The following is a 23072-nucleotide window of genomic DNA, read 5'->3' on the forward strand; positions in this document are numbered from 1 at the left end:
CCGTTCAAAGGGCCTCCAGCGCATCCCTGAGCCTCTTCAGCAGCGCGATGTCGGGGTCGGTGACCTCGGGGGTGGATGGGGGAGCGGCGGCCGTCGACGGGCCTGGCGACACCAGTCCGGCCGCCGCGAGCCGTCGTACGTCCACCAGGGTGTGGAACGTATGTCTGCCCAGCTCACGAGCGATCTGAGGGGCTGTGCGGACGCCGTCCGCGCGGTCCAGCACCGCCCGTCTGCGCGGGGGGAGCGGCGGGGCCGCGCTGGGGTCGGCCCGGATCAGCGGCGCCCCGTCGACCGCCGGGTCGGGCCAGATGCGGTGCAGCAGTCGGCGGCGGCGCAGCGTCTCCCGCCCCAGGGCCGTCACGGGGACCGGACGCAGCGGTCCGGGCCGGGACACGGCCTCGTAGCGGAAGTGGCCGGGGGCGCTGCTGGGGGCCAGCGCGAAGTACCCGGCGTCGTACAGCGCGCCCAGGTGGCACAGCTCCAGCGCGCCCGCGGCCGGCCGGCCGGCGTCGAGCAGCAGCCGGACGGCGCCGGGCGGGTCGGCGGCCCGGTCCGCGGCCTGCCGCCAGAGGACCTCGTCGAGCGCGCCCCGGGCGGTGAGGAGCACGTCGAGGCCGGGCGCGAAGGGGCTCTCCGCGTGGATCACCCGGCCCTCGTGCAGCAGGAGCGTGCCGTGCTCGCGCACGAGGGCCCCGGTGGCCCGCTCCTCGGCGAGCCGGGTCAGCATCGGGGAGAGAGCGCCGCGGGTCCGCTCCCCCGCGGTCGCCCCGTCCCGCACGGGCAGCGGAGGTGGCGGTGGTGGTGTGGCGACCATGGTCATTCCAGCACCAGCCGCTCGGCCAGCTCGCCGAGCCGGATGCGGGCGAGCGCGAGGTTGCCGTCCGTGCGGTCCAGCCACAGGTGCAGGAAGACGGTGCTGTCGAACGGCGTGTCCACGAACCGCAGCAGGTGGTAGCTGTCCCGGTTGCTGACGATCAGGTCCTCGACCGGGGGGCGTTCACCGCCGGGGTCGGCGGCGGCGAACGCTCCGTGCTCGGCGGCCAGCCGGGCCAGTTCGGCGGCCTCCGCCGCGGATGTCTCGTGGTCCTCGCCGGGGGCCTCCCCGACGGTGCCCAGGGCCAGCCCGCTCGTCCAGTCGACCAGCGCGGCGCCCCGGGCACCGGGCAGTTGCATGGCTTCCAGCAGGCACTCGTCGATTCCCGGCACCGTGGCTCCCCTCCCGCCTGGGACTCCGGTTGTGTGACGACGACACTACGCAAGGTGCGCGGGAGGGATGAGTCTTCTGGCATTTTCCACTGGAACATGCGGCCGATGAACTAGGGTGCGTCAACTGTGGTGCGCCACAAGCCAGTTGGCCCTCGTGCCCGGGGACGCGTCAGGGGTGCGTCAGCGGTGCGTCGGGGGCGCGTCAGGGGTGCTCGGGCGCCCGGAGGGTGGTGAGCGCGGAGGCGTGCGACCCTCCGGACTCGGCCACGATCTCCTCGACCGTCTGCGGCGCCCGCACCGTCGCGAAGGCCAGCCCGCCCGTGCCGTCCGGCGCGAAGCCGTACACCCCGGGCCGGGCCAGCGAGTTGTACGCGTAGTGGTGGGCGAAGTAGTAGGCGCCCGTGTCCAGCGCCGCCGCGTAGTCCCCCTGGTCGAGCGTCGGCAGCGCGCGCCCCTCGGCCAGCAGGTCGCCCGCGAAGCAGGCCGGTCCGGCCACGTCCTGCACCACCTCGGGCCCGGACTTGGGCCGCCCCTTCGCGTCGTATGCGGCGATCCTGAGCGGCCACGCCGCCGGCGCGTACACCGTCCGCGTCGCCACCTGCACGCCCGCGTGGGTCACCGCGACCCGCCGCCCGCCCGCGCTCTTGGCGTACTCCACCCGCGCCACCACGATGCCGTGCTTGGCCAGCAGCGACCGCCCGAACTCGGTCACCAGCCCGTACCGCCCGTCGAACAGCCCCGGCACGGCCTCCCGCAGCACGCGCGCGTACCGCGCATAGGTCGGCGACGTCGCGTCCGACTCGAAGTTCACCGGCAGTCCGCCGCCGATGTCGAGCGTGTCGATCTGCCGCCGCCCGGCACGCGCGTTGATCTCCTCGGCGAGCGCGTACGTCTCCGCCACGCCCCGCGCCAGCAGCGCCGGCGGGATGCCCTGAGAGCCGGTGTGCGCATGCAGCCGGGTCAGCCACGGCCGGTCCAGGAACGCCCGTACGACCCACTCGCGCGCCCCCTCGTCGCGCAGCGCCACCCCGAACTTGGAGGTCGCCGTCGCCGTCGAGGTGGCCCCGATGGAACCCCCGCCGATCTGCGGATTGACCCGGATGCCCAGCGGGGAGCGGGTGGGCGCCGACCGCACCAGGCCGTCGATGCGGTCCAGTTCCTGCGGGTTGTCCGCGTTGACCGCGATCCCCAGCGCCAGCGCCTCGCGCAGCTCGGCCGACGTCTTGGCGGGCGAGTCGAGCACGGTGCGCCGCGGCGGCACCCCGGCCGCCCGCGCCAGCGCCAGCTCGCCCGGACTGGCCACCTCCGCGCCGATGCCCTCGGCGTCCAGCAGCCGCAGGACCGCCACCAGCGGGGTCGCCTTCACGGCGAAGGCGTGCAGCACCGGCGTGCCCGGTGCCACCACCGCGTCGAACGCCGCCCGCAGCGCCGCCGCCGAGTCCCGGATACCGGTGACGTCCAGCAGCCCGACGACGGGTGCCGCGGGCCCGAGCAGCCCCTGCTCCACGGCGGCCCGCACCGCCCGGTCGCGCCGGGCGACCCGCTCGGCGTCGTCCCCGCGCCGCTCGTCCCCGTGCGCCCCGTCGTGCGTCTCGCGTATCCCGTCGTGGGTCCCGTCCGTGTGCTCGCCTTCACCGGTGTCCATGGCACCCCCCGTCCAGTCGTTGTCCGATCCCATGCGTCCAGCCAAACATTCGTGACGCATCCGTGAGTCCCCGCCGCCGTATTGACTAGCCATATTCATGTCGCCAGGATGTGAATAACCACAGCAACATGTCGCAGGTACCCATCGGGAGCGATCCGCCAGGAGGCAGACCATGTCAGGACCCCGCCCGCCCGTCTCCCTCCACCACCCTCCTGCGAGGCCCTCCGGGCCGCCCCCTGGTGGAGTCCGAGCGCCGCGTGGCACGGAACTGAGCGCCCTGGGATGGCAGCAGGAGGCCGCCCTGCGGATGCTGCAGAACAACCTGGACCCCGAGGTCGCGGAACACCCCGACCAGCTCGTCGTCTACGGCGGCACCGGCAGGGCCGCCCGCGACTGGCCTTCCTTCCACGCCATGGTCCGCACGCTGAGGACCCTCAAGCAGGACGAGACCATGCTGGTCCAGTCCGGCCGCCCCGTGGGCGTGATGCAGACCCATGAGTGGGCCCCGCGCGTCCTGATCGCCAACTCCAACCTCGTCGGCGACTGGGCCACCTGGGAGGAGTTCCGCCGGCTGGAGGCCCTCGGGCTGACCATGTACGGCCAGATGACCGCCGGCTCCTGGATCTACATCGGCACCCAGGGCATCCTCCAGGGCACCTACGAGACCTTCGCCGCCGTCGCCGCGAAGAAGTTCGGCGGCACCCTCGCCGGGACGATCACCCTGACCGCGGGGCTCGGCGGCATGGGCGGCGCCCAGCCGCTCGCCGTGACCATGAACGACGGTGTCGCCCTCTGTATCGACTGCGACCCGCGCGCCATCGAGCGGCGCATCGAGCACCGCTACCTCGATGTGCGGGCCGACTCGCTCGACCACGCCCTCCGCCTGGCCGTCGAGGCGCGCGACGCCCGCCGCCCGCTGTCCGTCGGCGTCCTCGGCAACGCGGCCGAACTGCTGCCGCGGCTGCTCGCGATGAACGCCCCGGTCGACATCGTCACCGACCAGACCTCCGCCCACGACCCGCTGTCGTACCTCCCGCTGGGCGTCGCCTTCGAGGACATGGCCTCCGCCGCCGCCGGGGACCCGGCCGGTTTCACCGCCCGCGCCCGCGCGTCCATGGCCCAGCACGTCGAGGCCATGGTCGGCTTTCTGGACGCCGGCGCGGAGGTCTTCGACTACGGCAACTCGATCCGCGGCGAGGCCCAACTGGCCGGATACGACCGGGCGTTCACTTTCCCCGGCTTCGTCCCCGCCTATATCCGCCCGCTGTTCTGCGAGGGCAGGGGCCCCTTCCGGTGGGCGGCCCTGTCGGGCGAGGCGGCCGACATCGCCAGGACCGACAAGGCGATCCTGGAGCTGTTCCCGGAGAACGAGTCCCTGGCCCGCTGGATCAGGCTGGCCGGTGAGCGCGTCCGCTTCCAGGGCCTGCCCGCCCGTATCTGCTGGCTCGGCCACGGCGAGCGCGACAAGGCCGGCGAGCGCTTCAACGACATGGTGGCTTCCGGGGAACTGGCGGCCCCCCTCGCCATCGGCCGCGACCACCTCGACTGCGGCTCCGTCGCCTCCCCGTACCGCGAGACCGAGGCCATGCTCGACGGCTCCGACGCGATCGCCGACTGGCCGCTGCTGAACGCCATGGTCAACGTGGCCTCCGGCGCCTCCTGGGTCTCCATCCACCACGGCGGCGGCGTCGGCATGGGCCGCTCCATCCACGCCGGCCAGGTGACCGTGGCCGACGGGACCAAGCTCGCCGGCGAGAAGATCCGCCGCGTCCTCACCAACGACCCGGCCATGGGCGTCATCCGGCACGTCGACGCCGGGTACGACATCGCGGAGTCCGTGGCCACCGAGCACGGGGTACGCGTGCCCATGCGCGAGGGTGACGACGCGTGAGCCGGGATCCCGGTGGGCACGGCGGCTCCTCGGCGGGGGCCGAGGTCCCCTCGCCGCCCACGGCTCCGGCGTGCCCTGGCGGGGCCGTCGGCCACCAAGCGCCCTCCTTCCAGGACATGTGGGCCGAGCTGCTTCCCCTCGGCCGGCACCCCGGCTCCGGCGGCTACCGGCGCTACGCCTGGACCGGGGCCGATGCCGAATGCCGGTCCTGGTTCCGGGAGCAGGCCGAGCGGCGCGGGCTCGCGTACGAGACCGACCGGAACGGCAACCAGTGGGCCTGGCTGGGGGACCCGGCCGCGGGGGACGCCGTGATCACCGGGTCGCACCTCGACTCCGTACCCGACGGCGGGGCCTTCGACGGACCCCTCGGCGTGGTGTCCGCCTTCGCCGCCCTCGACGAACTGCGCGGCAGGGGCGTGCGGTTCGGCCGCCCCCTCGCCATCGTGAACTTCGGCGACGAGGAGGGCGCCCGGTTCGGGCTCGCCTGTGTCGGCTCCCGGCTCACCGCCGGAGCGCTCACCGTCGAACAGGCGCACCGGCTGACCGACGCCGACGGCATCACGCTGCGCCGGGCCATGGCCGCCGCCGGATACGACCCCGACGCCATCGGGCCGGACCCGGAGCGGCTGGCCCGCATCGGCGCGTTCGTCGAACTCCACGTCGAGCAGGGCAGGGCACTGGACGTGTCCGGCGACCCGGTCGGCATCGCCGGCGCCATCTGGCCGCACGGGCGATGGCGGCTGGACTTCCGGGGCGCGGCCAACCACGCCGGCACCACCCGGCTCGCGGACCGGCGCGACCCGATGCTGCCGTACGCCGAGACCGTGCTCGCCGCCCGCCGCGAGGCATGGCTGGCCGGCGCCGTCGCCACCTTCGGGAAGATCGCCGTCGAGCCGAACGGGGTCAACGCCATCCCCTCCCTGGTGCGCGGCTGGCTCGACGCGCGCGCCGCCGACCGGACGGCCCTCGACACGGTCGTCACGGCCGTGGAGAAGGCCGCGCGCGAGTACGCCGCCGCCCACGGCGTCGACCTCGACGTCGTCCGCGAGTCCTTCACGCCCGTCGTGGAGTTCGACCACGCCCTGCGCGACGAACTCGCCCGCATCCTCGGGACGGCGAACGACCGCCTGAACGTGCCCGTCCTGGGGACCGGTGCCGGACACGACGCGGGCATCCTCTCCGGCAGCGTCCCGACCGCCATGCTGTTTGTGCGCAACCCCACCGGGGTCTCGCACTCCCCGGCCGAGTTCGCCGCCGAGGACGACTGCGTGGCCGGGGTGACCGCGCTCGCCGACGTACTGGAAGGACTGGCCGGCAGGTGACGTCAACGCAGCAACCACCCACCCCGCCCACCCGGACGTACTGGCTGGAGCACGCCTGGCTCGACGCCAACGTCGAACCGGGGGTGGCCGTGGACGTACGGGACGGCCGGATCGCGGCCGTCCGCACCGCCATGCCCGCCCCGCCGCCCGGCGCCGCCATCCTGCGCGGCCTCACGCTCCCCGGGCTGGCCAACGCCCACAGCCACGCCTTCCACCGAGCCCTGCGCGGCACCGTCCAGGTCGGCTCCGGAACCTTCTGGACCTGGCGCGAGGTCATGTACTCGTTCGCCGACAGGCTGACCCCGGACAGCTACCACGCGCTGGCCCGCGCCGTGTACGCGGAGATGGCGCTGGCGGGCGTCACGGCGGTCGGCGAGTTCCACTACCTGCACCACGCCCCCGGCGGCACCCCCTACGCCGACCCCAACGCCATGGGCGAGGCGCTCATCGACGCCGCCGCCGAAGCCGGCATCCGCATCACCCTCCTCGACACCTGTTATCTCTCCGCCGGCTTCGGCAGCCCGCCCACCACCCATCAGCGCCGCTTCTCCGACGGCACCGCCGAGGCATGGGCCACACGCTGTTCACTTCTCAAGGAGCGGGATCACGCACGGATCGGGGCGGCCGTCCACTCCGTACGGGCCGTGCCCGCCGGACAGTTGGCCACGGTGGCGCGGTGGGCGCAGGAGCGGCGGGCCCCGCTCCATGTGCACCTGTCCGAGCAGACCGCCGAGAACGAGGCATGCCTGGTGGCGCACGGCTGCACCCCCACCCGGCTCCTCGCCGACCACGGCGTCCTCGGCCCGCGCACCACCGGCGTGCACAACACCCATGTCACCGGCGACGACATCGCCCTGCTCGGCGGCTCCGGAACCGGCACCTGCATGTGCCCGACGACCGAGCGGGACCTCGCGGACGGCATCGGCCCCGCGGCGGCCCTGCAACGCGCGGGCTCCCCGCTCAGCCTCGGCTCGGACAGTCACGCCGTCATCGACCTGCTCGAAGAGGCGCGCGCCATGGAGCTGAACGAGCGCCTGCGCACCCGCGCCCGGGGCCACTGGACGGCCGCCGCCCTGCTGCGGGCCACCACCGCCGACGGCCACGCCGCCCTCGGCTGGGACGAGGCGGGCACCATCGAGCCCGGCGCGCTCGCCGACCTCACGACGATCGCGCTCGACTCGGTCAGGACGGCCGGGCCGCTGCCCAGGCTCGGCGCCGAGACCGCCGTATTCGCCGCGAGTGCGGCGGATGTGCGGCACACGGTCGTCTCGGGCCGGCACGTCGTGCGCGACGGGGCACACACGCTCGTCCCCGATGTCCCGCAGGCCTTGGCGGCAGCGGTCGAAGCCCTGCGCGCCTGACGCCCCCGACCAGCCCGCCCACCGACAAGGACGCCATGAGCAGCACCGCCATCACCCACATCGCCACGCTGGTCACCAACGATCCCTCCCTCGGACAGGGGTCCCCCCGCTCAAGCACATTCGAGAGTGGGGGAGGATCCCCCCTCGGTCTGATCCAGGACGCGGCCGTCGTCATCGACGGCGACCGGGTCGTCTGGACCGGTGAATCCAGCAAAGCACCCGCCACTGACAATCGGGTCGACGCCGACGGCCGGGCGGTGCTGCCGGGCTTCGTCGACTCCCACTCGCACCTGGTCTTCGCGGGCGACCGCACCGCCGAGTTCAACGCCCGCATGTCCGGCCGCCCCTACCAGGCGGGCGGCATCCGGACGACGGTCGCGGCCACCCGCGCCGCATCGGACGGGGAACTGACGGCGAACCTCACCCGTTACCTGTCCGAGGCACTGCGCCAGGGCACGACCACGTTCGAGACGAAGTCCGGGTACGGCCTGACGGTCACCGACGAGGCGCGCTCGCTGCGCATCGCCGCCGCCCACACCGACGAGGTCACCTACCTCGGCGCGCACATCGTCTCCCCGGACTACGCCGACGACCCGGCCGCCTACGTCGCCCTCGTCACCGGCGAGATGCTCGACGCCTGCGCCCCGTACGCCCGTTGGATCGACGTCTTCTGCGAGCAGGGCGCCTTCGACGGCGACCAGGCACGGGCGATCCTCACGGCGGGCAGGGCGAAGGGGCTGCACCCCCGCATCCATGCCAACCAGCTCTCCTACGGCCCCGGCGTGGGCCTGGCGGTCGAACTGGACGCGGCGAGCGCCGACCACTGCACCCACCTCACGGACGCGGACGTCGACGCCCTCGCGAGCGGCAGCACGGTCGCGACGCTGCTGCCCGGCGCCGAGTTCTCCACCCGCGCCGAGTGGCCGGACGCCCGTCGGCTGCTGGACGCGGGCGTCACGGTCGCGCTGTCGACGGACTGCAACCCCGGCTCGTCCTTCACGTCCTCCGTGCCCTTCTGCATCGCGCTGGCCGTGCGGGACATGGGCATGACGCCGGACGAGGCGGTCTGGTCGGCCACGGCGGGCGGCGCCGCGGCCCTGCGCCGCACCGACATCGGACGCCTCACCCCCGGCGCCTACGCCGACCTGATCCTCCTGGACGCCCCGAGCCACGTACACCTGGCCTACCGACCGGGCGTCCCCCTGGTGTCCGGCGTCTGGCGCCGAGGCATCCGCGTCCTGTGACCCGGACCATCGCGCCCACCGCCCACCGCCCACGCCCGGCAGGGGGAGACATTCCGCAGAAAGGAGTTCTGTCGGTGGCCCAAGGGGCGCCAGGGCGCCGGGACGCTCATTCCTCCAGCGTCAGCCCCTTGCGCAGCCGTACCAACGTCCGTGACAGCAGCCGCGACACATGCATCTGTGAGATGCCGAGTTCGTCGCCGATCTCCGACTGGGTCAGGCCGGCCACGAACCGGAGGGAGAGGATCTTCCGGTCCCGGGGCGGGAGTTCGGCGATCAGCGGCTTCAACGACTCGACATACTCGATGCCTTCGAGCCCGTGATCCTCGTAGCCGATGCGGGCCGCGAGCGCGCCCTCGGCGTCGTCCTCCTCGGGCTGGGCGTCCAGCGAGGAAGCGGTGTACGCGTTCGAGGCCGCCATGCCCTCGACCACCTCGTCGTTCGAGATGCCGAGCCGCTCCGCGAGCTCACCCACCGTCGGCGCGCGGTCCAGCTGCTGGGCCAGTTCGTCGCCCGCCTTGGCCAGGTCGAGGCGCAGCTCCTGCAGTCGGCGCGGTACGCGCACGGACCACGAGGTGTCCCGGAAGAAACGCTTGATCTCGCCGATGATGGTCGGCATCGCGAAGGTCGGGAACTCGACACCGCGCGAGAGCTCGAAGCGGTCGATCGCCTTGATCAGGCCGATCGTGCCGACCTGGATGATGTCCTCCATCGGCTCGCTGCGGGAGCGGAAGCGGGAGGCGGCGAACTTGACCAGCGCGAGGTTGAGTTCGACGAGGGTGTTGCGGACGTACGCGAATTCGTGGGTGCCCTCCTCCAGCGACTCCAGGCGGTCGAAGAGGGTCTTGGACAGGGCCCGTGCGTCGACGGGGCCGACTTCGTCGTACGGGGGGATCTCGGGAAGCCCCGCGATGGGATCCAGCTGTTCCGGTGGGGGTGTCGACGTCGCGGTCGGGGTATGCGATGCGTCGAGCCGGGGTGACATGGTGTCCTCCATCGTTCTCGGCATTGGGCTGCCGAAGCCATGCGTGCACTGCGGTGTGCGGCGCCTCCAAAGCCGGCCGTGTCGGTTTGTGTGTCCTCTCTAGCCCTACCCGCTTCACCAAGGCCGTTGCAAGTGGCTTTTGTGAGTGTATGTCCGCTTGTGTGCGGTTGTTCGGGTGTCGGAGCGCGCACGGAAGGCGTAGTGTTCGAGGGCACCGGCGGAGCCCCGGCAACGCATGCGCAAGAACATGAGCGGGACATCGGCGGGGCATCAGTCAGCAGCCACGACCTCGGGAGACAGACGGCATGGACCGCGAGACGGTCGGCAGCGCACAGTCGGGTCGGCTTCTGGTGGAGGTGCGGGAAGCGGGCTCCAGCGCCGTGGCGGCACCGGCGGGTGAGCTGGATCACCACACCGCCGATCTGTTGCGCGAGCCCCTCGACGACCTCCTCGACAAAGGATTCTCCCGACTCGTCGTGGACTGTTCACGGCTGGAGTTCTGTGACTCCACGGGCCTCAACGTGCTGCTCGGCGCCCGTCTGAAAGCGGAGGCCGCCGGGGGTGGGGTGCATTTGGCGGCCATGCAGCCGGTGGTGGCCAGGGTGTTCGAGATCACCGGGGCGGAGGCGGTCTTCACCGTCCATGACTCCGTCGAGGCGGCCTTGGTCGACGAGACCGGCTGAGATCTGCCGTGGATCTTCCCGGACACCCCGAATCGGGGGGTGTTTCGTCCTGTGTGCCGGGCAGGAGACATCCTGGACCGGTCGGCCTCCGGGGGCGTCGCGGAACCGATCGACGACCTGCGGACGACGTGTGTGCCGATGGAAGTCGACCGCTACTGACTACTGACCGTGAACTACTCGATCCTGAACTGCCCGATCGTGAACTACTCGATCGGGAACTGGTGAATCGGTGAGGTGAAGCGCTGATGAGCACCACCCGGCCTTACCCGCCGGGCGACCGCGGCCCGGAGCCGAGCGGCGTTTCCGGGGCGTCCGAGGGGGGAGCGCCGGTTTACGGCGCGTCCACGGGGGCAGCGGCCGTACCGCCGGGGGGTCCACAGGCCCGCAGACTCCGTCTGGACGGCGAGAGCGGCGTCGTACCGCTCGCCCGTGACTTCACCCGCCAGGCGCTGTACGCGTGGGGCTGGCTGCCCGCCGCCTCCGCCGATCAGCGGGCGGCGGCCGAGGACGTGCTGCTCGTCGTCTCCGAGCTGGTCACCAACGCGTGTCTGCACGCCGAGGGCCCCGAGGAACTGTTCCTCGCCCTCGACAACAAGGTGATCCGCATCGAGGTCTCCGACCGCGGTACCGGTCAGCCGGCTCCTCGTACCCCGCACCGCGCGGGACGGCCCGGTGGCCACGGCATGTTCATCGTGCAGCGGCTCTGTCTGGACTGGGGCGTGGTGCGGACCCCGGGGGTGTCCGGCAAGCGAGTCTGGGCCGAACTGGGCGCGCCGGCCTGAGCGGACTGGACGCGCCGACCTACCCGGCTGGGCGCGCCGACTGACCCGTACGTCTCCGGGCCGGTCTGGTCCGTACGTACGTCCCTGGCCGGTCTGACCCATGCGTCCCCCGCGGTCACGTCGGACGCGTCGGCCCGGTCGCGCGATGCCGCGGTCACCGTCGTGTGTGCCAGTGCGACAACTCCGGGGCCGTCAGCCGCTCATGTTGCGCGGAGGCAGGACTAGCGGGCGGGTATGCGCCCCAACAGGGCGCCGAGTACGGCGTTGAACTGGAGCGCCGTAGCAGAACAGCGCGTCGGGACTGCGGGAGAGCCGATCCCTTTGGCCGGCGGTCTATGCGTCCACTCTGTGTGTCTTCCCTTCAGGGTGCTGGTACGCCGTCGCGCAGATAAAGCGGGTGTCCCGCCGTGAGGGCGGTCATAGCAGCCGTGAAGCGGCGCCGGATGCGTTCGCCGAGCCTGGCGCGGGCCTCTTCCGGCTCGACGAACGCGACCTCGGAAAGCTCTTCGTCCCGTGGATGCAACTGGTCGGCTTGGTCCTGGGGCAGCACGCCGGCGTCGAAAATGAACGCGATCTGGTCATCCCATGGACCGTGCGGCGCCACCCAGTCCACCACCAGCAGCCCATTCACCGTGATTTTCAGTCCAAGCTCTTCGAGGAGTTCGCGGCCTGCCGTCTCCTCGGGCGGCTCGTTCGACTCCGCCATGCCGCCCGGCAAGTCCCAGTCGGGTTTGTAAGTGGGATTCACCAGAAGTACGCGCCCGGCCGGATCGCGCAACAGGACATCAGCCGCGACGCGTTTGCGGGCCTGCTTGGCGTTGCCTTCGGCAAGGTAGGCGTTCCAGGCGTCTGTGTCGCCGGGGTCGGGTGCGGTCGTCCTCATGCGGGGGTGCCTCCCGGTGATGGCGGGATCAAATCGGCCAGGAGAAGCATTCTGGCCCTGCGCGCATCGTCGAAGCGCACCAGGTACTCGCGCACTGGCTGATACGCCTTGTGTTGCTCCAGTAGCCGGCGCAACTCGTCGAGCTGCCGTACGACCCGGACAGACCCCAGGGTCGGGCTTGTGCTCAACAACGCGTGTGCGGCGTGCACCGCAGCGTCCAGCTCCCTCGCCGATGGCGACACCGGCCTGTGGCGGCCGGTCCCCCCGGACCTCAGCCCACGTGAGTGGGTGGAGATCGCCTACAGCGATCAGTCGTTGGTCACCGAGCTCGACGGCCGCCTACCCCCGACCAGGCCACCGAGCCCGTACGCGGCCAGCCACCCCATATCAGTCGCCTGGCTGCCGGGGACGGCCACACGCCCGTGCTGTGGGGCGGACGGGTCCGGACATGGCGAAGGGCCCCAGGGGGACAACTCAGGGGGACACCATCGCCACCACCGCCGGACACACCACAGGCGTCTCCGTGAGAACCGCCGCGTGCCGTCACGAGGTGGTCCTTCGGTCAGCGATGCGGTGGCCCCCCCGATCAATGGCGTCGGGCCCGCAGGGGCCGTCAGTTGACGTCGCCCATCAGGTGCTTCACCTTGCTGCGGTACTTCCACACCGCCGTACCGGCGACGACGGCGAGGGCCGCCTCCAGGGCCACGATGCCCATCTTGTCCAGGTTGACGCCCGCCACGCCGAGCAGGCCGGTCGTGGCGTCGCCGGCGGTGACGGCCAGGAACCAGACGCCCATCATCCGGGAGGCGTACTTCGCGGGCGCCATCTTCGTGGTGACCGACAGGCCGACCGGGGAGAGCAGCAGCTCGCCGACGGTCTGCACGAAGTAGATCGCCACCAGCCACATCGCGGCCGCCTTGTGACCGCCCTCGGCGATCGACAGCGGGGCCAGGAAGAGGAAGAAGGACGCGCCGATCAGGATCAGGCCCAGGGCGAACTTCGTCGCCGTGCCAGGCTCCTTGCCGCGCCGGGCCAGTGCGAGCCACAGGGCGGCGAAGACCGGCGCGCAGGCCATGATCATGACCGGGTTGACGGACTGGTACCAGGAGACCGGGAAGTGCCAGCCGAGAATGCTGTTCTCGGCCCGGCCGTCGGCGAAGATCGACAGCGTCGAACCGCCCTGGTCGTAGATCATCCAGAACACGGCCGCGGCGACGAAGAACCAGATGTACGCCGACATCCGGGACTGCTCCGTGCGGTCCAGTTCCTTGTCCCGCTTGATGCGCGCCAGCACCATGACCGGGATGACCAGGCCGGCGACGATGATCGGGACCATCACCCAGTTCAGGGTGTAGGCGCCGGAGATGCCGACGACGGTGTAGAAGACGACGGCGACGGCCGCCCACAAGGCCGCCTTGCGGAGCGTGGCGGCCTTCTCCGCGGCCGACAGCGGCGTCGGCACCACGGTCGAGCGCGGACTCAGATGCCGGGTGCCGAGCAGGAACTGGGCCAGACCCAGCGCCATGCCGAGCGCGGCGAGCGCAAAGCCCAGGTGCCAGTTGACCTTCTGGCCGACGGTGCCGATGACCAGCGGCGCGGCGAAGGCCCCCAGGTTGATGCCGATGTAGAAGAGCGTGAAGCCGCCGTCGCGGCGCGGGTCCTCCGGACCGTCGTAGAGGTGGCCGACCATCGTCGAGATGTTGGCCTTCAGCAGGCCGGAACCGATCGCAACCAGGCCGAGACCGGCGTAGAAGGTGCCTGCGCTCGGCAGCGCCAGGGTGAGGTGGCCGAGCATGATCACCGCGCCGGCGACGGCGACCGTCCTGCGCGGGCCGAGGACGCGGTCCGCGAACCAGCCGCCGGGCAGGGCGAGCAGATACACGAGGGAGAGGTACACCGAGTAGATCGCGGTCGCCGTGGCCGCGTCGAGGTGCAGCCCGGCAGGGGCCACCAGGTAGAGCGGGAGCAGGGCCCTCATGCCGTAGTAGGAGAAACGCTCCCACATCTCGGTCATGAAGAGAGTGGCCAGTCCGCGGGGGTGGCCGAAGAAGGTCTGCCCGGTGCCGGGGGTGCCCGGCTGGATCGAGTCCTTCGTCAGGCTGGACGCCATGGTCGTTCCTTGCTGGTCGGGACGCGCGTGGAGCACTGCGCGCCCGGTGGGGCGGCCGGCCCCGGCGGATCGGGCCGTCCACCCCCACGCCCACGGGGTGTCCGCCCCGGATCGCGGGACGACGGACGGCGACCACCGGGTTCCACGCCCCGCACGCGGCGATGCGTCCGGAGCCCGGCCAGAGGTCATTCCTTCGAGGCCGGCGCGGGCCGACCCGCACACAAAAGGAGACCTCCAGCGTCGAATACGCGCCAAAGGTCCCCGGTCAACACAGGCGTTCTCAGGTCACCATACGGCAGGACAGTGCCGGATATGGAAGGACTTGAGACATGAATCACAGGCGTCGGCGGAACCGGGGGCACACATCCGAAGGTCTCCCCCCATCGCATCTTCCGGCCATGGGTGCGTACCGCTGTGACCCAAGGTAAGAATCCCGGGCGCCGATCACACCCCAGCACGGTGTGCGGGCGGACTACCATCACCCCATGACCCGTGTACTGCTCGCCGAGGACGACGCGTCCATCTCGGAGCCGCTGGCCCGTGCCCTGCGCCGGGAGGGTTACGAGGTGGAGGTGCGCGAGGACGGCCCCACCGCGCTCGACGCCGGAGTGCAGGGCGGCGTCGATCTGGTCGTGCTGGACCTGGGCCTGCCCGGCATGGACGGCTTGGAGGTCGCCCGCCGGCTGCGCGCCGAGGGCCACGCCGTACCCATCCTCATCCTGACCGCGCGCGCCGACGAGGTGGACACCGTCGTCGGCCTGGACGCGGGCGCCGACGACTACGTCACCAAGCCCTTCCGGCTCGCCGAACTCCTCGCCCGCGTCCGGGCCTTGCTGCGACGCGGCGCCGCCGAGCCGCAGCAGCCGCCGGCCACGCACGGCGTGCGGATCGACGTCGAGTCGCACCGCGCATGGATGGGCGAGGAGGAACTCCAGCTCACCGCAAAGGAGTTCGACCTGCTGCGGGTCCTGGTCCGGGACGCCGGCCGGGTCGTCACCCGCGACCAGTTGATGCGCGAGGTCTGGGACACGACGTGGTGGTCGTCGACCAAGACGCTCGACATGCACATCTCCTGGCTGCGCAAGAAGCTCGGCGACGACGCCGCGAACCCCCGGTACATCGCGACCGTGCGCGGCGTCGGCTTCCGCTTCGAGAAGAGTTGAGCCCCTTCGGGGATCCACCGGGTAAGAGGACATGCGCCGCCGACTGATCCAGTCCACGCTCGCCGTGGTGCTCGTGGTGATCGCCGTCTTCGGTGTGTCCCTCGTCATCGTCGAGAGCCGGACGATCAGCAACAGCGCCCAGGAGCGGGTGGACTCCGAGGCGCTGCGGCTGGCCAGCATCGTGGACAGCCGCATCCTCGGCGCGGAGGACGTCACCGCCGACATACTGCGCAACCAAATCGGCAAGGACCAGTACGCGATCATCCGGATGCCCGGCCGGCCGCCGATCACGGTCGGCATCAGGCCGCAGGGCGACGTCATCCGGGCCAGCGCCGACGGCGAGGAGGGCGAGCGGGTCACCGTCCAGGAGCCGCGCTCCTCGGTGACCCGGGAGGTGGGCCGGACGCTGCTGATCATCGGGGCGGTGGCGTTGCTCGCGGTGATCGCCGCGGTGCTGCTCGCGGTGCGCCAGGCGAACCGTCTCGCCTCCCCGCTGACCGACCTCGCGGAGACCGCGGAACGGCTCGGCTCCGGCGACCCGCGCCCCCGGCACAAGCGGTACGGGGTGCCCGAGCTGGACCGGGTCGCCGATGTGCTGGACTCCTCCGCCGAGCGCATCGCCCGGATGCTCACCGCCGAGCGGCGGCTGGCCGCCGACGCCTCCCACCAGCTGCGTACGCCGCTGACCGCGCTGTCGATGCGGCTGGAGGAGATCACCCTCACCGACGACCCGGACACGGTGAAGGACGAGGCGAACGTGGCGCTCACCCAGGTCGAACGGCTGACGGACGTCGTGGAGCGGCTGCTGACGAACTCCCGCGACCCGCGCACCGGCTCAGCGGTCACCTTCGATCTCGACGAGGTCATCCAGCAGCAGCTCGCCGAGTGGCGCCCCGCCTACCGCAACGTGGGCCGGGCCATCGTCAGCTCGGGCAAGCGGCATCTGCGGGCGGTGGGCACGCCGGGCGCGGTGGCCCAGGTGCTGGCGGCGCTGATCGAGAACTCGCTGATGCACGGCGGCGGCACGGTCGCGCTGCGCACCCGTGTCACCGGCAACCAGGCCGTGGTCGAGGTCACCGACGAGGGGCCCGGGGTGCCGGCCGACCTCGGCGCCCGGATCTTCGAGCGGGCGATCAGCGGGCGGAACTCCACGGGGATCGGCCTGGCCGTGGCCCGCGACCTCGCGGAGGCGGACGGTGGACGGCTGGAACTCCTCCAGGCCCAGCCGCCGGTGTTTGGCCTGTTCCTGTCGCGTACGCCGCCGCTGAAGAAGCCGGACGGGGAGCAGCCGACGGTCCGGTGACGCTTCGCTCCGCTGGGTTCAGCCGGTTCGGGTTGTCTTTCGGCTGCGGCTGCGGCTGCGTCGTGGCTGGTCGCGCAGTTCCCCGCGGAGTCGCTCCGCTGGGTGGGGCGTGACCGGGTCGGTGGTCGTGTGCGGGCCTGTTGTGGCTGGTCGCGCAGTTCCCCGCGCTCCTTGGGACGCTCGGCTGGAGAGCAAGCAGTCGACAGTGCGGTGACGCTCCGCTGAGAGGGGAGGGTTGGGCAGGGCAAGGCAGGGTTCGGCTGTGTTTCGGCTGCGGCTGGGTGGTGGCTGGTCGCGCAGTTCCCCGCGCCCCTTGGGCGCTGGTTTGGGGCGCTGTCGGTCCCGCTGCCTAGGAGATGCGCTGGCGTTGGCGGGATTTCGTGGTTTCCGTGGTTTCCGTGGCCAGGTTCGGACCCGTGCCGACCACCGTCTCCCGGGCCGGCAGGGTCCGGAACACCCAGGTGCGGTACGACCAGAAGCGGAACAGGGTCGCGACGGCGATGCCGAAGAACTTGAAGGCGTTGCTCTGCAGTGGGCTGTCCCAGCCGAACCCGTACGTCGCCGCGTACAGGACGCCGTTCTCGATCACCAGGCCGACCACGCTGAACAGCAGGAACAGGGTCAGTTCCCGGGTGCGGCCGCCCTTGTCGCGGTCCCGGTACGCGAAGTAGCGGAAGCCGATGTAGTTGAAGACGATCGCGACGACGGTGGCGATGATGCTGGCCCGGACGACCGGCAGCGCGGTCACATGCCGTACCAGGTTGAATACGCCCAGATTGACGAGAAGTCCCGCGCCGCCCACGGCGCCGAACTTGGCGACCTCGTGCACAAGCCTTCGCAGCCCCGAGGAACCGGGTTCCATGGTCGTGCAGGCTCCTGTCCGTAGGTTGCGTCGACCCAGCCATGCTAACCAGCGGCTCCCGCTCCCGCCTCCGCATCCGGCCACGGGTCGGCAAGAGAGGGAGAAAAGAGGGGAAAGAAGGGGGGAAAGGAGGGGGGAAACAAGGGGGAGAGGACGGCGAAAGGGGAGCGGAATCCGGCCGTCGTGGCGCGGCCGATACCCTAGGGGCGTGACGTTCCCGGTAGTCGGCATGATCGGCGGGGGGCAGCTCGCTCGTATGACACACGAGGCGGGCATCCCGTTGGGCATCAGGTTCAAGCTCCTCAGTGACACCCCACAGGACTCTGCGGCGCAGGTCGTCAGCGATGTCGTCATCGGCGACTATCGCGACCTGGACACGCTGCGCGCGTTCGCGCGGGGCTGCGACGTGATCACCTTCGATCACGAGCACGTACCCACCGAACATCTGCGGGCGCTGGAGGCGGACGGCATCCCCGTCCGCCCCGGCCCCGACGCGCTGGTGCACGCCCAGGACAAGGGGGTGATGCGGGCGAAACTCGACGCCATCGGCGTCCCGAGCCCACGGCACCGGATCGTGGCCGACCAGGTGGACGTGGTCCGCTTCGCGGCCGAGGGCGACGGGTTCCCGGTGGTCCTGAAGACCGTGCGCGGCGGCTACGACGGCAAGGGCGTGTGGGTAGTGGAGACCGCTGAGGAGGCCGCCGACCCGTTCCGCGCCGGCGTCCCCGTACTCGCCGAGGAGAAGGTGGACTACGTCCGCGAGCTGGCCGCCAATGTCGTGCGCTCCCCGCACGGCCAGGCCGTCGCCTACCCGGTGGTGGAGTCCCGGCAGGTCGGCGGGGTCTGCGACACGGTGATCGCCCCGGCCCCCGGCCTGGAGGAGTCGCTCGCGCTGCGGGCCGAGGAGCTGGCGCTGCGCATAGCCAAGGAACTCGGCGTCGTCGGCCACCTCGCCGTCGAACTGTTCCAGACCCGCGACGGCCGCATCCTCGTCAACGAACTGGCGATGCGCCCGCACAACTCCGGCCACTGGAGCCAGGACGGCGCGATCACGTCGCAGTTCGCCAACCACGTCCGCGCGGTCCTCGACCTCCCGCTGGGCGACCCGCGCCCGCGCGCGCCGTGGACCGTCATGGTCAATGTGCTCGGCGGCGACTACCCCGACATGTACTCGGCGTATCTGCACTGCATGGCCCGCGACCCCCAGCTCAAGATCCATATGTATGGCAAGGACGTGAAGCCCGGCCGCAAGGTGGGGCACGTGAACACCTACGGCGACGACCTGGACGACGTGCTGGAGCGCGCCCGTCACGCAGCCGGCTACCTGAGAGGCACCATCACCGAATGAGCCCCGTTGTTGGCATCGTCATGGGGTCGGACTCCGACTGGCCCGTCATGGAGGCCGCCGCCAAGGCCCTCGACGAGTTCGAGATCGACTACGAGGTCGACGTCGTCTCCGCGCACCGTATGCCGCGCGAGATGATCGCGTACGGCGAGCGGGCGGTGGAGCGCGGGCTGAAGGTGATCATCGCGGGCGCGGGCGGCGCCGCCCATCTGCCCGGCATGCTCGCCTCGGTCACCCCGCTGCCGGTGGTCGGCGTCCCGGTCCCGCTGAAGTACCTCGACGGCATGGACAGCCTGCTGTCGATCGTGCAGATGCCGGCCGGCGTCCCGGTGGCGACCGTCTCCGTCGGCGGCGCCCGCAACGCCGGTCTGCTCGCGGCCCGTATCCTCGCCGCGCACGACGACGAACTCCTCGCCCGCATGCGGGACTTCCAGCAGGAGCTGAACGACCAGGCGACCGAGAAGGGCAAACGGCTGCGCGCCAAGGCCGAAGGGTCGAACGGCTTCGGCTTCGGGAAGTAACGGGTATGACCTCACTGGACGAAGCCAGGGCGCTGCTGCGCGAGTTCCCCGTCGTCGACGGCCACAACGACCTGCCGTGGGCGCTGCGCGAGCAGGTCCGTTACGACCTTGCCGCCCGTGACCTCGCCGGCCACCAGAACGCCCATCTGCACACCGACCTGCCGCGGCTGCGCAAGGGCGGGGTCGGCGCGCAGTACTGGTCGGTGTACGTCCGCTCGGACCTGCCCGACGCGGTCCCGGCCACCCTCGAACAGATCGACTGCGTACGGCAGTTGCTGGCCCGCTATCCGAAGGACCTGGCGCCCGCGCTGACCGCCGCCGACATGGCGGCGGCCCGCGCGGACGGCCGTATCGCCTCGCTCATGGGCGCGGAGGGCGGCCACTCCATCGCCTGCTCGCTGGGCACCCTGCGCGGCCTGTACGGCCTGGGCGTGCGCTATCTGACGCTCACCCACAACGACAATGTGCCGTGGGCGGACTCGGCGACGGACGAGCCGGACGTCGGCGGCCTGTCGGCCTTCGGCCGTGAGGTCGTGCGGGAGATGAACCGGCTGGGCATGCTCGTCGACCTGTCCCATGTGGCGGCGACGACGATGCGGGACGCGCTGGACGCGACGTCCGCGCCGGTGATCTTCTCGCACTCCTCGTCCCGTGCCGTGTGCGACCACCCGCGCAACATCCCGGACGATGTCCTCGAACGGCTGCCCGCGAACGGTGGCATGGCGATGGTGACGTTCGTCCCGAAGTTCGTGCTCCAGGCCGCCGTGGACTGGACGGCCGCGGCCGACGAGAACATGCACGCGCACGGCTTCCACCACCTCGACACGACGGAGGAGGCGATGAAGGTCCACCGGACCTTCGAGGAGGCGCACCCGCGTCCCGTCGCCACGGTGGCCACCGTCGCCGACCACCTGGACCATATGCGCGAGGTCGCGGGCGTCGACCACCTCGGCATCGGCGGCGACTACGACGGCACGGCCTTCACCCCGGATGGCCTGAACGACGTCTCCGGCTACCCGAACCTGATCGCCGAACTGCTCGACCGCGGTTGGTCCAAGGCCGACCTGGCCAAGCTGACCTGGCAGAACGCGGTACGGGTGCTGGGCGCGGCCGAGGACGTGGCCCGCTCGCTCCAGGCGACGCGCGCTCCGTCCAACGCCACGATCGAGTCGCTGGACGGCTGACCGCCCGGGGCGGGGCGGCCGTGGTGGCCGTCCGCCCCGCCCACATACATGACGGACCGGTCCCGTACATGACCGACCGGTCCCGGTCAGCGGGCGCACAGGCGGAACAGGTGGCCGGCCAGGGAGGCGTGCTATGCGCCCGGTTCGTCGGCCGCGCCCCGGCCCGGTGGGGCAGAATGCACCAGGACGCCGGTTCGGCCGACTGAGCCTCGGCCGAACCGGCGTCGTACGTCTGAGTTGCCGGGCGATGCCGTTACGCGGTGGTGCCGTTACGCGGTCGGGCGGCCCATCGCGCGGTACGTCCAGCCGGCCCGGCGCCACAGCCCGGGGTCCAGGGCGTTACGGCCGTCGAGGATCACCTTCGCCGCCGCGACCTCGCCCAGCTCGGCCGGGTCCAGTTCGCGGAACTCCCGCCACTCCGTGAGGTGCAGGACGATGTCCGCGCCCCGCACGGCCGCCGACGCCGAGTCCGCGTATCCGAGCGTCGGGAAGACCCGGCGGGCGTTGTCCATGCCCTTCGGGTCGTACACCGTCACCTGACCGCCCTGGAGATGGATCTGGCCCGCCACATTGAGCGCGGGCGAGTCCCGGACGTCGTCCGAGTCGGGCTTGAAGGCCGCGCCGAGCACCGCGACCCGCTTGCCCAGGAAGGAGCCACCGCCCAGCGCCTCCCGGGCCATCTCGACCATCTGGCCGCGGCGGCGCATGTTGATGGAGTCGATCTCGCGCAGGAAGGTCAGCGCCTGGTCGGCGCCCAGCTCGCCGGCCCGCGCCATGAACGCCCGGATGTCCTTGGGCAGACAGCCACCGCCGAAGCCGATCCCGGCGCGCAGGAACTTCTTCCCGATCCGGTCGTCGTAGCCGATGGCCTCGGCGAGCCGGACCACATCGCCGCCGGCGGCCTCGCACAGCTCCGCCATCGCGTTGATGAACGAGATCTTGGTGGCCAGGAAGGAGTTCGCCGAGGTCTTCACCAGCTCGGCGGTCGGGAAGTCGGTCACCACGAACGGGGTGCCCTCACCGACCGGCGTCGCGTACACCTCGCGCAGCAGCTTCTCCGCCCGCTCGCTGCGCACGCCCACCACGATCCGGTCCGGGTGCAGGGTGTCCTCGACGGCGAAGCCCTCCCGCAGGAACTCCGGGTTCCAGGCCAGCTCGGCGTCGGCCCCGGCGGGCGCGTGCGCGGCCAGATAGGCGGCCAGGCGGTCCGCGGTACCGACGGGCACGGTGGACTTGCCGACGACGAGGGCGGGACCGGTGAGATGGGGCGCGAGGGAGGCGACGGCCGCGTCGACGTACGACATGTCCGCCGCGTACTCGCCGTGCTTCTGCGGGGTGTTCACACAGACGAAGTGCACATCGCCGAAGTCCGCCACCTCGGCCCAGTCCAGGGTGAACCGCAGCCGCCCCGTGGCGCCCTCGATACCGGCCACGTGCCGCCGCAGCAACTCCCTGAGCCCCGGCTCGTACATCGGGACCTCGCCCCGCTGCAGCAGCTCGATCTTCTCGGGCACGACGTCGAGCCCCAGCACCTCGAAGCCCAGCTCGGCCATGGCCGCGGCGTGTGTGGCGCCGAGATAGCCGGTTCCGATCACGGTGATCTTCAGGCTCATGGGTGCTCCAGGGGGAAACGAATGCGATGCGAGGCCCGAGCATAGTCGGGGGCTGTGTGCGCCCTCCGGCGGGCAACTTTCCCACGGTCGCCCAGCTCACACAGGCGCCCGGCGGGCGGTCCCCTGAACACTGGGTTACTTAACGGTAATTAGCGTCATCGCCAGATGTGGTCCGGCGCGGGCTCCGACACGATCCGGGCAGCGGATCGGAGCGCAGGTACTCGTCGCGCATCTCCAGATGGGGTGCGGACCGGGTACAGCGCCCCAGCCGGTCCTCAAGAGTCGGCACCGCCACCCGAATTATCCGAGCGAGTGGGCCCGCCCTCGGCGGCTCGCGTTTGCCCGCCGGACTCCCATTCTGTTCGCAGCTCTCAGTCCTCGAAGCCCTCCGCCGCCCGCTTCTCCCGCAGTTCCGTGATCGCCTGTCGTCGCGCCAGCCGGTGGGTGCGGCGGATCTGGGCCTCCTGGTAGCGGCGCTTGTCCTTCTCCGTCTCCGGGATCACCGGCGGCACCCGGCGCGGCTTCCCGTCCGCGTCGACCGCCGCGAATACCAGGTACGCCGATCCGACCTGCGTGGGCGGCGTCGACTCGTTCCAGCGCTCGGCGAGGACCCGTACGCCGATCTCCATGGAGCTGCGCCCCGTCCAGTTGCATTGCGCCCGCACATGAACGAGATCGCCCACCCTGACCGGCGCCAGGAACACCATTTCGTCCATGGAAGCGGTGACGGCGGGCCCGCCCGAGTGCCGCCCCGCGACCGCCCCGGCCGCATCGTCGACGAGTTTCATGATCACGCCGCCGTGCACGGTCCCGAGCAGGTTCGTCTCGTTCGCCGTCATGATGTGCGACAGCGTCGTACGCGACGCCGATGTCGGCTTGCCGGGAAGGTCGTCCCCTGCCGACGAGGGGCCCTGATCAGTCATGTTCACCACCATAAGCGGACGGTCCCGGCGCCATGCTCCGACCCTGTCG

General features: G+C 71.5%; 20 protein-coding genes. 11 read left to right on the forward strand and 9 right to left on the reverse strand.

Going from position 1 to position 23072, the window contains the following annotated elements; translation table 11 throughout:
* Positions 1–4 precede the first annotated feature (4 nt).
* From ACWEKM_RS17030 to ACWEKM_RS17040, 3 genes are all read right to left on the reverse strand, one after another.
* The gene (locus ACWEKM_RS17030) at positions 5–820 is read right to left on the reverse strand and encodes a transcriptional regulator (RefSeq protein ID WP_451621967.1); all 816 of its coding nucleotides are present in this window, start codon (positions 818–820) and stop codon (positions 5–7) included.
* Positions 817–1206 (reverse strand): hypothetical protein, encoded by a 390-nt coding sequence (locus tag ACWEKM_RS17035; protein WP_451621968.1) that lies wholly within the window; start codon positions 1204–1206, stop codon positions 817–819. Before ACWEKM_RS17035 ends, ACWEKM_RS17030 begins: the two co-directional genes overlap by 4 nt.
* Before the next feature lie 202 nt (positions 1207–1408).
* Positions 1409–2884 (reverse strand): diaminopimelate decarboxylase, encoded by a 1476-nt coding sequence (locus ACWEKM_RS17040; protein ID WP_451621969.1) that lies wholly within the window; start codon positions 2882–2884, stop codon positions 1409–1411.
* Positions 2885–3023: 139 nt separating this feature from the next.
* Here ACWEKM_RS17040 and hutU point away from each other — a divergent pair, with 139 nt between their 5' ends.
* The 4 genes from hutU to hutI all read left to right on the forward strand — a co-directional run bounded on the left by hutU (position 3024) and on the right by hutI (position 8669).
* Positions 3024–4742 carry a urocanate hydratase gene (gene hutU, locus ACWEKM_RS17045; RefSeq protein ID WP_451621970.1) on the forward strand — a complete coding sequence of 573 codons (1719 nt, stop codon included), beginning with the start codon at positions 3024–3026 and terminating at the stop codon, positions 4740–4742.
* A gap of 116 nt (positions 4743–4858) precedes the next feature.
* Entirely contained in the window at positions 4859–6064 is a 1206-nt protein-coding gene (locus ACWEKM_RS17050; protein ID WP_451622000.1) for an allantoate amidohydrolase, read from the forward strand.
* Positions 6061–7425: a formimidoylglutamate deiminase gene (locus ACWEKM_RS17055; protein ID WP_451621971.1), complete on the forward strand. Its 1365-nt coding sequence runs from the start codon at positions 6061–6063 to the stop codon at positions 7423–7425. The genes ACWEKM_RS17050 and ACWEKM_RS17055 overlap by 4 nt, the downstream gene beginning before the upstream one ends.
* A 35-nt stretch (positions 7426–7460) precedes the next feature.
* Entirely contained in the window at positions 7461–8669 is a 1209-nt protein-coding gene (gene hutI / locus ACWEKM_RS17060) for an imidazolonepropionase (RefSeq protein WP_451621972.1), read from the forward strand.
* A 106-nt stretch (positions 8670–8775) separates the two neighbouring features.
* On the opposite strand, the gene ACWEKM_RS17065 is transcribed toward hutI, so the two are convergent.
* Positions 8776–9651 (reverse strand): RNA polymerase sigma factor SigF, encoded by an 876-nt coding sequence (locus ACWEKM_RS17065; protein ID WP_451621973.1) that lies wholly within the window; start codon positions 9649–9651, stop codon positions 8776–8778.
* Positions 9652–9956: 305 nt separating this feature from the next.
* Here ACWEKM_RS17065 and ACWEKM_RS17070 point away from each other — a divergent pair, with 305 nt between their 5' ends.
* Positions 9957–10334, forward strand: coding sequence for an STAS domain-containing protein (locus ACWEKM_RS17070; protein WP_451621974.1), 378 nt, complete (start codon positions 9957–9959; stop codon positions 10332–10334).
* A 245-nt stretch (positions 10335–10579) separates the two neighbouring features.
* The gene (locus tag ACWEKM_RS17075) at positions 10580–11116 is read left to right on the forward strand and encodes an ATP-binding protein (RefSeq protein ID WP_451621975.1); all 537 of its coding nucleotides are present in this window, start codon (positions 10580–10582) and stop codon (positions 11114–11116) included.
* A 361-nt stretch (positions 11117–11477) separates the two neighbouring features.
* Here ACWEKM_RS17075 and ACWEKM_RS17080 read toward each other — a convergent pair whose 3' ends face one another.
* Together ACWEKM_RS17080 and ACWEKM_RS17085 are read right to left on the reverse strand one after the other, a co-directional pair.
* Positions 11478–11999 (reverse strand): NUDIX domain-containing protein, encoded by a 522-nt coding sequence (locus ACWEKM_RS17080; protein WP_451621976.1) that lies wholly within the window; start codon positions 11997–11999, stop codon positions 11478–11480.
* 613 nt (positions 12000–12612) lie between these two features.
* A complete protein-coding gene (locus ACWEKM_RS17085; RefSeq protein WP_451621977.1) occupies positions 12613–14109 on the reverse strand; it encodes an oligopeptide:H+ symporter in 1497 nt (498 codons plus the stop codon).
* 485 nt (positions 14110–14594) lie between these two features.
* Here ACWEKM_RS17085 and ACWEKM_RS17090 point away from each other — a divergent pair, with 485 nt between their 5' ends.
* Together ACWEKM_RS17090 and ACWEKM_RS17095 are read left to right on the forward strand one after the other, a co-directional pair.
* Positions 14595–15272, forward strand: coding sequence for a response regulator transcription factor (locus ACWEKM_RS17090; protein WP_451621978.1), 678 nt, complete (start codon positions 14595–14597; stop codon positions 15270–15272).
* 31 nt (positions 15273–15303) lie between these two features.
* A complete protein-coding gene (locus ACWEKM_RS17095; RefSeq protein ID WP_451621979.1) occupies positions 15304–16575 on the forward strand; it encodes an ATP-binding protein in 1272 nt (423 codons plus the stop codon).
* Positions 16576–16924: 349 nt separating this feature from the next.
* Here ACWEKM_RS17095 and ACWEKM_RS17100 read toward each other — a convergent pair whose 3' ends face one another.
* Positions 16925–17437, reverse strand: a complete 513-nt coding sequence (locus ACWEKM_RS17100; RefSeq protein WP_451621980.1) for a GtrA family protein — start codon at positions 17435–17437, stop codon at positions 16925–16927.
* 208 nt (positions 17438–17645) lie between these two features.
* Between ACWEKM_RS17100 and ACWEKM_RS17105 the strand changes: the two genes are divergently transcribed.
* The 3 genes from ACWEKM_RS17105 to ACWEKM_RS17115 are packed head-to-tail and all read left to right on the forward strand — an operon-like array spanning position 17646 to position 20487.
* Positions 17646–18785, forward strand: coding sequence for a 5-(carboxyamino)imidazole ribonucleotide synthase (locus tag ACWEKM_RS17105; protein ID WP_451621981.1), 1140 nt, complete (start codon positions 17646–17648; stop codon positions 18783–18785).
* 20 nt (positions 18786–18805) lie between these two features.
* Positions 18806–19303 (forward strand): 5-(carboxyamino)imidazole ribonucleotide mutase, encoded by a 498-nt coding sequence (purE, locus tag ACWEKM_RS17110; protein ID WP_451622001.1) that lies wholly within the window; start codon positions 18806–18808, stop codon positions 19301–19303.
* A gap of 5 nt (positions 19304–19308) precedes the next feature.
* The gene (locus tag ACWEKM_RS17115; RefSeq protein WP_451621982.1) at positions 19309–20487 is read left to right on the forward strand and encodes a dipeptidase; all 1179 of its coding nucleotides are present in this window, start codon (positions 19309–19311) and stop codon (positions 20485–20487) included.
* 269 nt (positions 20488–20756) lie between these two features.
* Here ACWEKM_RS17115 and ACWEKM_RS17120 read toward each other — a convergent pair whose 3' ends face one another.
* Positions 20757–22100 carry a UDP-glucose dehydrogenase family protein gene (locus ACWEKM_RS17120; RefSeq protein ID WP_451621983.1) on the reverse strand — a complete coding sequence of 448 codons (1344 nt, stop codon included), beginning with the start codon at positions 22098–22100 and terminating at the stop codon, positions 20757–20759.
* A gap of 371 nt (positions 22101–22471) precedes the next feature.
* Positions 22472–23023: an acyl-CoA thioesterase gene (locus ACWEKM_RS17125; protein ID WP_451621984.1), complete on the reverse strand. Its 552-nt coding sequence runs from the start codon at positions 23021–23023 to the stop codon at positions 22472–22474.
* Positions 23024–23072 lie beyond the last annotated feature (49 nt).

The sequence above is a fragment of the Streptomyces sp. NPDC004752 genome (assembly GCF_053601275.1).